11 protein-coding genes and 1 tRNA gene are annotated in these 12066 nt (G+C 22.0%); 10 read left to right on the forward strand and 2 right to left on the reverse strand.

The window, feature by feature from the left end; all coding sequences use genetic code 11:
- Positions 1–79 precede the first annotated feature (79 nt).
- Positions 80–153, reverse strand: a tRNA-Val gene (locus AB4W61_RS00495).
- 150 nt (positions 154–303) lie between these two features.
- Between AB4W61_RS00495 and AB4W61_RS00500 the strand changes: the two genes are divergently transcribed.
- The 4 genes from AB4W61_RS00500 to tyrS all read left to right on the forward strand — a co-directional run bounded on the left by AB4W61_RS00500 (position 304) and on the right by tyrS (position 5406).
- Positions 304–909 carry a riboflavin synthase subunit alpha gene (locus tag AB4W61_RS00500; protein WP_367679030.1) on the forward strand — a complete coding sequence of 202 codons (606 nt, stop codon included), beginning with the start codon at positions 304–306 and terminating at the stop codon, positions 907–909.
- 179 nt (positions 910–1088) lie between these two features.
- Positions 1089–1727 carry an endonuclease III gene (nth, locus tag AB4W61_RS00505; protein WP_367679031.1) on the forward strand — a complete coding sequence of 213 codons (639 nt, stop codon included), beginning with the start codon at positions 1089–1091 and terminating at the stop codon, positions 1725–1727.
- 45 nt (positions 1728–1772) lie between these two features.
- Complete coding sequence (locus AB4W61_RS00510) at positions 1773–4013, forward strand: hypothetical protein (protein WP_367679032.1); 2241 nt, start codon at positions 1773–1775, stop codon at positions 4011–4013.
- 103 nt (positions 4014–4116) lie between these two features.
- Positions 4117–5406: a tyrosine--tRNA ligase gene (tyrS, locus tag AB4W61_RS00515; protein WP_367679033.1), complete on the forward strand. Its 1290-nt coding sequence runs from the start codon at positions 4117–4119 to the stop codon at positions 5404–5406.
- Positions 5407–5417: 11 nt separating this feature from the next.
- Here tyrS and AB4W61_RS00520 read toward each other — a convergent pair whose 3' ends face one another.
- Positions 5418–5783, reverse strand: coding sequence for a HesB/IscA family protein (locus tag AB4W61_RS00520; protein ID WP_367679034.1), 366 nt, complete (start codon positions 5781–5783; stop codon positions 5418–5420).
- Between the two features lie 366 nt (positions 5784–6149).
- Between AB4W61_RS00520 and ydiK the strand changes: the two genes are divergently transcribed.
- The 6 genes from ydiK (at position 6150) to rplT (ending at position 11905) form a co-directional block, all read left to right on the forward strand.
- A complete protein-coding gene (gene ydiK, locus AB4W61_RS00525) occupies positions 6150–7253 on the forward strand; it encodes an AI-2E family transporter YdiK (protein ID WP_367679035.1) in 1104 nt (367 codons plus the stop codon).
- A gap of 342 nt (positions 7254–7595) precedes the next feature.
- Positions 7596–8642: a 3-deoxy-7-phosphoheptulonate synthase gene (locus AB4W61_RS00530; protein ID WP_367679036.1), complete on the forward strand. Its 1047-nt coding sequence runs from the start codon at positions 7596–7598 to the stop codon at positions 8640–8642.
- Between the two features lie 122 nt (positions 8643–8764).
- Entirely contained in the window at positions 8765–10693 is a 1929-nt protein-coding gene (thrS, locus tag AB4W61_RS00535) for a threonine--tRNA ligase (RefSeq protein WP_367679037.1), read from the forward strand.
- Positions 10694–10696: 3 nt separating this feature from the next.
- Positions 10697–11239 carry a translation initiation factor IF-3 gene (gene infC / locus AB4W61_RS00540; protein ID WP_367679150.1) on the forward strand — a complete coding sequence of 181 codons (543 nt, stop codon included), beginning with the start codon at positions 10697–10699 and terminating at the stop codon, positions 11237–11239.
- 63 nt (positions 11240–11302) lie between these two features.
- A complete protein-coding gene (gene rpmI / locus AB4W61_RS00545; RefSeq protein WP_367679038.1) occupies positions 11303–11500 on the forward strand; it encodes a 50S ribosomal protein L35 in 198 nt (65 codons plus the stop codon).
- Between the two features lie 42 nt (positions 11501–11542).
- The gene (gene rplT, locus AB4W61_RS00550; protein ID WP_367679039.1) at positions 11543–11905 is read left to right on the forward strand and encodes a 50S ribosomal protein L20; all 363 of its coding nucleotides are present in this window, start codon (positions 11543–11545) and stop codon (positions 11903–11905) included.
- Positions 11906–12066 lie beyond the last annotated feature (161 nt).

Below are 12066 nucleotides of genomic sequence, written 5' to 3' on the forward strand. Positions count from 1 at the left end.
TTAATATATAATTATATTTATTTATACCTGATTATACATTGAAAATAATTTTTTGTTAAAATAGAATTATTGATTATTTTACGTCCGATCGGATTTGAACCGATGACTTTCACCATGTCATGATGACACTCTAACCATCTGAGCTACGGACGTAATTAAATTTAATATTATAAGTTTATTTAAAATAAAATACAATATAAATTTTATTAATTTATAGCAACAAAAGATTATCGTTTTTTTTAAATAAAAAATTGTTTTAAAATAATTATTTGATAAATATTTTTTGTTATTGTAAGGAAAAAAATGTTTACTGGGATAGTATTAGGAGTTGGAAAAGTTATCAAAATTGTAAAACAAAAAAATTTTTTTTGTATTACAATAAAATTAAATAACAATTTATTATCTAATTTACGAATAGGTGATTCTATATCAAATAATGGATGTTGTTTGACAGTAACGTCCATTTATGATCAAAATGTTACGTTTGATATAATTGAAGAAACTTTAAATACCACTAACTTAAAATATTTAAGAATTGATAGTCTAATTAATATTGAACGAGCTTTGAAAATCAATGACGAATTAGGTGGACATTTAGTTTCTGGTCATGTTTCTGGAACAGTAGTAGTCTCTAAATTAATTCATAAAAGTAAAAATATGGAATTATGGTTGCAGTTAAAAGATGTACATTTAATAAAGTATATTTTTGAAAAAGGTTTTATTTGTATTAATGGAGTAAGCTTGACAATAAATAGAGTAGTAAATAATTTTTTTTCTGTTTTTTTAATTCCAGCAACTATAAAAAATACAAATTTTATTGTAGTTAAGGAAAAAGATATTTTAAATATTGAAATTGATCATATGACTCAAATAATAGTAGATACAGTTAATAAAAAAATTCGAAAATAGCGTATTTTATTTATATATTAATTTATTTCAAATTAAATATTTTTCAATAAATAATTAATAATCATTATGTATTGTAAAAATGTTATATACAAATACATATTCTATATAAAAATATTTTTAAAATATAAAAATATTTCAAATATAAATTTTTAATTAATAAATGAATACTAAATATGATTATGAATCAAACTATACGTTATAAAATTTTAGAATTATTTATGTTACATTATCCGAAACCTTATATGGAATTATCTTTTAATTCCGCTTTTGAATTATTAATTTCTGTTATTCTTTCTGCGAAATCAACTGATAAGTCTGTTAATAAAGCTACTTCATTATTGTATTCTATTGCTAATACTCCTTTTACAATGTTGAAATTAGGGTTATATCGATTAAATAAAATAATAAATGTTATTGGTTTACATAATAAAAAGTCAATTTATATAATTCAAACGTGTAAAATATTAGTACATAATTATCAGGGTAAAGTTCCAGATAATAGAATTGATTTAGAAAAATTACCTGGAGTTGGAAGAAAAACAGCAAGTATTATTTTGAACACTATTTTTCATCAACCTGTTATTGCTGTTGATACACATGTATTTAGAATATGTAATAGAACGAGTTTTGCAATAGGTAAAAATGTAAAAGAAGTAGAAAGTAAATTAACTAAATTAGTTCCGATATATTTTAAATACAACTTGCATAATTGGTTTGTATTACATGGAAGATATATATGTACTGCAAGGAATCCAAATTGTAATAAATGTTTTATTAATCATTTGTGTTGTTTTCATTTAATTAATAAATTGAAATAAAAATAATTTTTATATTATCATTAATATTTTAATTGGATTTTAATTGTGTATATTATTGAAGTTGTAGTACCTATACGTTTTAAAAACAATTTTTATTATTTATATAACATTAAAAATTCTATTCCAAAAATTGGTGTACGAGTGAAAGTACCTTTTAGAAAACATTTTTTAATTGGTATAATTTTAAATTATTGGTCAAGAAAAAAGTATAATAGTTTTTTTATAAAAAAATATAATTTAAGAGATGTATCAACATTGATAGACAATGATTCATTGTATGGTATTAATTTATGGAATTTAATGAAATGGTATTCTTGTTATGCAAAATTAGATTTTAGGAAAATAGTATTAGATATATTACCTAGTCATTTTATAAAAGATGTTTTCATTAAAAACAAAAAATATTTTTATTGGAATATTACTGATGCAGGAAAAAAATATTTATATTTAAAAAATAAATTTGGAAAAAATCAACTTTATGCTTTATCAATATTAACGCAACAGAGTATTTATTATAAAGAATTAAAATATTTTAAAATTAAAAATAGTGTATTGTTATCACTTGCTATGAAAGGATTGTGTAAATTAGATCATTGTAAAAATAATCAACATCGTCATGTTCATATTGTTTTAAAAAATTTTAAATATTTAGGTAAAAAATGTTTAAAATTTATAACAATGTTGTTACGTCAACAAGATTATTCAAAACCTTTTTATTTTACTAATATTAATATTTTGCAAAAATTAGATTTTTATACTTTTTTGTTTTGTCATTATTTTAATAATGGATTAACAATTTTATTATTAGTTCCTTCAATAGAAACAAGTTTTGTATATAATTTAATTTCTTTATTTAGAAAAAATTATAATATTAACATAGAATTATATGATAATAAAATTAGCATCCAAAAGAAAATATCGGTATGGAATTATAGTAATTCATTAGGTCCAAAAATTATTATTGCTACAAAAATAGGAATATTTTTACCATTAAGATCTTTAGGATTAATAATCATTTACCAAGATTATAGTATGTTAAATAATCCTCTTCAAAATAAATTTATTTTTAATGAAGTTCAAGTTGCATTACAACGATCTAAACAAGAAAAAATTCCACTAATTTTTACATCTTCTAGTTTGAGTTTATTCTGTAAAAAAAAAATATTAGATAGGTCATACAAACAAATCAAATTTAATTATTTATTAGAAAATAATTACAATAAACAAAATAAAATTAATATACAAAATAATATTTTTGATTTTACTTACGGAAGATCTATAGGTATTTATTCTATTAATTTAATAAAAAAAATTAATTATCATATCAATAATAAAAGTTCTGTTTTATTAATTTTAGAAGAAAAAAACAATTTTTTTAAGGTATTAAAATGTAATAATTGTTTACAATTTTTTAGGTGTATTTATTGTAATCAATATTACAAATTTCATAATTACTATAATGAATTAATGTGTTGTTATTGTTTAAAAACAATTCATGTTCCTGAATATTGTAATTATTGCGGATTTTTTTCTTATTCTACTAGTTTTTTTGATATGCGGATAGCAAAAGAATACATGAATGAAGTTTTTCCTCATGTTCCAATAGTAGAGTTATCGAATAAAACTACTTTTACTAAAATGAAATATTTTTTTAATTCTGATTATTATTTACATTTTAATACATCTACTATTATTTTATCCTATGCTAATTATGCAAATAAATATTTTATTAAAGATGTTTCTTTAATAGCATTTTTATCTATTGATAAATATTTGTATGCTAATAACTTTAGATCTTTAGAGCAATTTGGAAAATTATATCAAAGTATTTTATTTTCTTTAGGTCATAATAATTTAAATTTAGAAGTTATAGTGCAATCATCAAAAACAAATAGCTTATTATTTGCTTTATTAGAAAAGGGATATGATTTTTTTTTAAAATTATTATTAAATTTTAGAAAAAAGTATAAGTTGCCTCCATTTACTTATCATATTGTTTTATGGTTTCATTCTAGTATTTTTCAAACGATTACTTTATTTATTACATATTTCAATGATTATTTTTATAATAATTTAATTGTTCTATTACCTCAATTAATTATAATAGGTCCTGATCCTATAAAAAAATTAAAATATAAAAATACTTATTATTCTAAAATTTTATTTTCTTATACTTCTTTACAAAGATTGCATTTTGTTTTAAATATTTTATATAAAAAAATACAATCAAAAAAAATATTCGAAAAAATTATATTTTTATATGATATGCATCATAGCGATAATTAGTAAGTACTATTGTTTATCGTTAATTTATTTATTTAAAATATAAAATTATTTATATAAAAAAAGTGATTGTAATAACATATTTGTTATAAGGAAAATTTCTTAAGTGAATATTTTAACAGAATTATATAAAAAACAAATGGTTTATAATATTTCTAATAAAAAATATTTTGAAAATTATATTAAAAATAAATCAATTGTTTTGTACTGTGGTTTTGATCTAACTGCTGATAGTCTACATGTAGGTCATTTATTACCACTGTTAACATTAAAAATGTTTCAAAATTTTGGTCATAAACCTATTGTATTAATAGGCGGAGGAACGAGTTTAATAGGAGATCCTAGCTTTAAAGAAAAAAAAAGGATATTAAATTCAGTTGAAAATATTTTGGATTGGGAAAAAAAAATTATATTACAAGTAAAAAAATTTTTAGATTTTGACAATAGTAATAATTCGGCATTAATTGTAAATAATTATGAATGGTTTAAACAAGCTAATGTTTTAGAATTTATAAGGAATATAGGAAAACATTTTTCTATTAATAGTATGATTAATAAAGAATCTGTTAGAAAAAGAATTAAATCAACAGATCAAGGAATATCTTTTAATGAATTTTCATATACTATATTTCAAGCATATGACTACTTACAATTGTATAAAAATTATCATACTGTTCTTCAGATTGGAGGATCTGATCAATGGGGTAACATAGTTTCTGGTATTAATTTAATTCAGAAAACATATAATAAGCAAGTATTAGGATTAACCATTCCTTTGTTTATAAAATCTGATGGAAAAAAATTTGGTAAAACAGAATCAGGTAATGTATGGTTAGATGCAAATAAAACAACTCCATATCAATTTTATCAATTTTGGATTAATATAACTGACGATGTTGCATTAAATATTTTAAATATGTTTGATTTGTTAAAAACGAATACTGTATATGATGTAAAAAAAACAAGTAAAAATGAAATTATTTATTTAAAACAACAATTAGCAAAAAAAATTACTGTATTAGTTCATGGAAAAAATGAATATATTATAGCAAAAAAAATTACATATAATTTGTTTTCAAATAATATTCATTTATTAAATAAATCTGATTTTAATTATTTTTTTAATAAAGATAATAATAACGCTAATAATAGTATTCCTATTTTTAATTTATATTATATAAAAGATTTAAACTTAGAAAAAATTGTGTTAAAAATAAATTTTTCAACTTCATTAAATTTATCACGTAATTTAATTATTTCATCGGGTATAAAAATTAATGGAAGGATTGAAGTGGATCCTAAATACATCTTAACAAAAAAAGAATTTCTATTTGATACATATACTTTTTTATGTAAAGGGAAAAAAAATTTTGCTTTGATAAAATGGGTTGTATAGAAAATATAATTTTATTTTATTTCAAAACTTTCACCGCATCCACAGGTTGTTTTTATATTAGGGTTAAATAATTTTAAATTTTTATTTAATCCTTTTTGTTCTAAATCTAGAGTAGCATTTTTTACTACATGTATAATGGTTTTAGGTATAGAAAAAATAATATTTTTGTGTTTAAAAGATATATTTTTTATTGTAGTATTAGGTTTTTCATTTTCTCTAATAAAATTAAATGTATATCGAAATCCTGCACAACCTGATTTTTTAATATTAATATTAATTCCTATAATATTGTTTTGGTTTTTTTTTATGATTTCATGTATGTATTCATAAGCTGCTTTTGTAATGTTAATTAATACTAAATTTGTCATGTTGTTCATAAATACTACTAATAATATGTTTATTATAAATAAATATTGAATATTAATTCAGTATAAAGTAATCTAACTCAATTAAATTGAATGAAAATAAATATAATTTTGATTGCAATATTAATTTTTTGTTTTAAAAATTTAATTTATTATACAAATAATAATGTAATACTACCTTTTTTATTATGTATAAACAACTATTTTTATTAAAATATTTATATTTTTTATAGAATGAAAATAAAATTATTTTAGATTTATAATGCAATTATTTAAGATTATTTATTAAAATTAATAAATCTTAATGTTTTTTGAAAGATTATTTCAATAATTTTTTGTTAAAAACAATAAAAAAGAATAAAAAAGGTATTATTTGAAATGAAAATATATCACATGCAATCAGATTTTACAAAAATATTTTTTTCAGTTTTTTTTACTATTATTATAGTAACAACGAGTTTTTGGGTAATACGTCCTTTTATTATAGGTTTTATTTGGTCAAGTATGATAGTAGTCGCTACATGGCCATTTTTAAAAAAAATAAGATTCAAACTTAATAATCAAAAAATTGTATCTGTTAGCATTATGTTTGTAATTTTATTATTATCGTTGTTAACTCCAGTAATTTTTTTATTTAATGTTGTTATTAACAGTACTTTTCCATTATTACAACTTTTTAGAAATAAATTAATTGGGTTCCCTGACTTTTTTTATTTAAAAGAAATTCCAATAATTGGAATAAAATTGTTTAATTATTATCAAAAAATTATACATTCAAATAATTTAGGTACATTTAGTTTTATAAAACCTTGTATCAAAAATACAACTGAACTTTTTTTATCAAATGCTGGTTATTTTAGTAATTTTTTTATGCATTTAATTTTTATATTAATATTTAGCACTTTTTTATATTGGAATGGTTCAAAAATATCTAATATTATTAATAGTTTTGTGTATAGATTAGGTTCACCTCAAATAGGAGAAACTTTAATTATTTTAATGATTCATGCAATTAGAGCTGTAGTTGTAGGAGTATTATTAACCGCTTTAGTTCAAAGTATTTTATCTGGTATAATATTATTTTTATCAGGAATTTCATATTCTTCCTTGATTATGCTATTAATTTTTTTCTTTTGTTTAATACAAATGGGTCCATTACCTATATTAATTCCTATAACAATATGGTTTTATTTAAATGAAGAATTTATGTGGGGAACAATTATTTTAGGTTGGAGTTGTATTATATGTGCAGTAGACAATTTTTTACGTCCTAGGATTATTAAAATAGGTGCTGATTTACCAACTTCCATAGTACTATCTGGTATGATTGGCGGATTATTAGCTTTTGGATTTATAGGTATTTTTATAGGTCCTGTTATATTGTATATATCTTATAGATTAATTTTTTCGTGGATATATAAAAAGCAAGATGTTTATTTATCATTAAACAATGTACCAATCAAATTATTAGAAAAAAAATGATTAATTAGATTAATTTTATTTTGATTGTATTTTATTTAATAATAAATAAAATTTTATTTTTTTATAAATATATCATTTTAATTTAAATGTAATCTTCTGTAAAAAGAATAATTTTATTGTAAATAATTTTTTATTTTAAATATTATTCAATCGCAATATTTATAAAATTAGTGTCAAAATATAGTTTTTTATAATAATTATTTATTCAATTCACCTTCCTTATCATTATAATAATTTATTATTTATTTTTTTTTGAAAATACTATTTTAATGTATACTTTTGCATTTTATAATGAGATTTAATCTATATTGAATTTTTAAAACTTTTTAGAGAAATAAATGAATGAAAAAAACAGATGAATTACGTACTATAAGAATAGATCCATTAATTACCCCTGCAGAATTAGCAAATATTTATCCTGTTACTTCTGAAATTATGGAAAATGTTATTCAATCTAGAAATAATATTGCGAATATTATTACCGGAAAAGATTTGCGGTTATTAGTTATAATTGGGCCTTGTTCAGTTCATGATCCAGTTGCTGCAGTTGAATATGCATCAAAATTATGTGAATTACGCAAAAAATATTCTGATCGATTAGAAATTATTATGCGAACTTACTTTGAAAAACCGAGAACTGTAGTAGGATGGAAAGGACTCATCTCTGATCCTGATTTAAATGGTACTTTTAGAGTTAATCATGGGTTATCTGTGGCAAGAAAATTATTAATAGATATTAATAATTTAGGAATGCCGTCAGCAACTGAATTTTTAGATATGGTTATAGGGCAATTTATTGCAGACTTAATTAGTTGGGGAGCAATTGGAGCGAGAACTACTGAAAGTCAAATTCATAGAGAAATGGCTTCTGCGCTGTCTTGTCCTGTTGGATTTAAAAATGGAACTGATGGAAACATACGAATTGCAATTGATGCTATTCGGGCAACTCAAGTACGTCATTTATTTTTAGCTCCTAATAAAAATGGGCAAATGACTATTAATCATACTAGCGGTAATCCTTTTGGTCATATTATTATGCGAGGAGGTAAACAACCTAATTATCATTTTAGTGATATACAACAAGCAATTCTTTTATTACGTGAATTTAATCTTCCAGAATATTTGATGGTAGATTTTAGTCATGCAAATTGTTTAAAAGAACCTCGACGTCAAATTAATGTGGGTAAATCAGTTTGTAATCAAATCCGTAATGGATCAAAACAAATTTGCGGAGTTATGGTAGAAAGCTTTCTTGAAGAAGGTTCTCAATGTGTTATTAACAATAAACCGTTGAATTATGGACAATCAATTACTGACCCATGTTTAAGTTGGGAAGACAGTAAAAATTTAATAGATCAATTAGCAGAAGCAGTAGACACGCGATTTTAATTATTTTTATACGTCAGTTTTTACTGGCGTATTTCATTATAAGTATGATTATGAATTTATACATATAAAATAAAAATATTTTATGACATACTTTATATCAATTCTTTAATTAAGGAAAAAATATGCCGGTTATTACTTTTTTCGATGGAACAAAATATAAATATAAAAATAGTATTTCATTGATAAATGTTTTAAAACAAATTAAACCGGATTTATTAAATACATGCGTTGGAGCAATAGCTAATAATGCTTTAATTCATATTGAAACTAATTTTTCAGAAGATGTGTCAGTTAAATTAATCACTCCTAATGATGTATTTTCTTTGAATTTAATTCGAGTTTCTTGCGGACACCTTTTTGGCTATGCTGTAAAATTATTATGGCCTGAAGCGCAGTTAGTACAATTAAAGCTGAATGAAAATGGTTTTTTTTATGATATTGATATAAACAATAGTTTAAGTACAATTGAGTTAAATTTAATAGAAAAAAAAATGAATGAATTAATATTAGAAAAATATAATATTATATATAAAAAATTAGACATTCAAACAGCTAAAAGATACTTTTTAGATTCAGAACATAAATTAGATTTATTAAATAATCTTATGATGCAAGAAAAAGAAAAAATTGATATTTATTTTCATAAAAATCATCCAGATTTTTTTATAAATCTTGTTCAAGCATCAAATATATCATTTTGTTCTAATTTTAAAGTGTATCAATCTTCAGGTATACATTTTAATAAAAATAATAGTAATAAAATATTACAAAGAATAAATGTTATTTCTTGGGCAACAAAGGAACAATATGAATCTTATTTTCATCGATTAGATATTTTAAATAAAAGAGATCATCGAATTTTGTCAAAAAAATTAGATTTATATCATATCCAAGATGAAGCTCCTGGTATGATTTTTTGGCATGAAAAAGGTTATGCAATATTTAATGAATTACAACAATTTATTCGTGAAAAATTAAATTCAGAAGAATATAGGGAAGTAAAAACTCCTATTATAATAGATAAAAAAATGTGGGAAAAAAGTGGGCACTGGAAAAATTATAGTCATTCTATGTTTACGACAGTTTCTGAAAAAAAAGATTTTTGCATTAAACCTATGAATTGCCCAGCACATATACAAATTTTTAATCAAGGAATTAAGTCTTACAAAGATCTTCCTATTAGGATATCAGAGTTTGGACATTGTCATCGTAATGAATTTTCTGGTGGATTACATGGTTTATTACGCTTACGTAGTTTTACACAAGATGATGGTCATATATTTTGCTTAAAAAAAAATGTTAGGAAAGAAATTAATAGTTGTATAAATTTAATTCTTGATGTATATAGAATTTTTGGATTTAAAAAAATTCATATCAAATTTTCTACAAGACCAGAAAAAAGAATAGGGGATGAAAAAACATGGAATCAAGCGGAAAAAGATTTATTATATGTACTTAATGCTAGTAATTTAGAATTTAAGATCCAGGAAGGAGAAGGTGCTTTTTATGGTCCAAAAATAGAATTTGTATTAGAGGATTCTTTAAGTAGAAATTGGCAATGTGGTACTATACAGTTAGATTTTTACTTACCTAAGTTATTGAATGCAACCTATATAAATGATCAAAATGAAAAAAAATATCCAATTTTAATACATAGAGCAATATTAGGATCAATTGAACGATTTATAGGAATTTTAATAGAGGAGTATGATGGGTTTTTCCCTACATGGTTAGCTCCTATTCAGGTTGTTATAATTAGTATATCAGAAAATTCTGTTGAATATGTCAAAAAAATTTATTCTCATCTAATTTCTATAGGTATTCGTGTAAGGTTAGATGTGAGAAATGTATCAATAGGACTAAAAATACGGGAACATATTTTAACACGTGTTCCGTACATGTTAATATGTGGAAATAAAGAAGTAAAAAATGAAACGATTAGTTTACGTATTTTAAAAGGTATAAACATTAACAATTATGATGTAAAAAAATTTATTAATAATTTATTATCAGAAATTAAAAATCGTAGTAGTATAAAATGGGAGGTATAACGTATTAAAGGAGTAAAGCGTGTTGTATTTATAAAACCTAATCGTATAAATAATGAAATTATCCATGTATCTGAAGTACGTTTAACAGGTATAGATGGTAGTCAATTAGGTATTCATAGTTTTCAAGAAGCATTAAAAAAAGCAGAAAAAATTGGTTTAGATTTAGTTGAAATGAGTCCTAATGCAAATCCTCCTGTATGTCGTATTATGGATTACGGAAAATTTTTATATAAAAAAAGTAAATCTATAAAAGAGCAAAAAAAGAAACAAAAAGTTATACAGATAAAAGAAATAAAAATTCGACCTAGTACAGAAGAAGGGGATTATCAAGTTAAATTAAAAAATCTTTGTCGTTTTTTAGAAGATGGAAGTAAAGTAAAAGTTACATTACGTTTTAGAGGTAGAGAAATGGCGCATCAGCATATTGGAGTTAATGTCTTAAATAGAATTAAAAAAGATGTTACACATTTAGTTATAACAGATGCTTCTCCGTTAAAAATAGAAGGTCGTCAGATTATTATGATTTTAATACCTAAAAAAAAATAATTATACATCTATATTAAAGGAGTTTTTTATTTTTTATTTAATAAATAAAAATAATATTTAATAATGCCAAAAATTAAAACGTTACGAAGCGCAGCAAAAAGATTTAAAAAAACTGCATCAAATTTATTTAAGCATAAACCAGCAAAATTACGTCATATTCTTACTAAAAAAAGTAGTAAATATAAACGTAGCTTACGATCTAAATCATTAATTAAAAAAAGTGAGATGAGTAAGTTAAAATTATTTCTTCCATATTTGTAAAATAGTAATTCTATTATAGAAGAAAAAAAGGAGCGGTATTAAATGACTCGTATTAAACGAGGTGTTGTAGCACGATCGCGTCATAAGAAGATTTTAAAAAAAGCAAAAGGGTATTATGGTGCGCGATCTCGTGTTTATAGAGTAGCAAAACAGGCTGTTATTAAAGCTGGTCAATATGCATATCGTGATCGACGTCAAAAGAAACGTACGTTTCGTCGTTTATGGATTACTCGTATTAATGCAGCAGTTCGTTGTGAAAATATCTCTTATAGTAACTTTATATTGGGATTAAAAAATGCTTCAATTATAATTAATCGAAAAATACTTTCAGATTTAGCAGTTTTTGACAAAAAAACATTTTCTTTTTTAGTGCAAAAATCAAAAAGTACATTAAATTTAATTTAATTTTATTTTTGAAAAATATTACGTGGGAGTAATATTCACTCCCATTGTAATTTTTACATATCTGATAATTTTAGAATTAAAATAAAAAAATTTTTAGTTTTATTTTTAATAAAATTAAATATTAGAAATAAGTTGTTTATTACAATTAATATGATTGATAC

The organism is Buchnera aphidicola (Thelaxes suberi) (assembly GCF_964059005.1).
Taxonomy (GTDB): domain Bacteria; phylum Pseudomonadota; class Gammaproteobacteria; order Enterobacterales; family Enterobacteriaceae; genus Buchnera_I; species Buchnera_I aphidicola_C.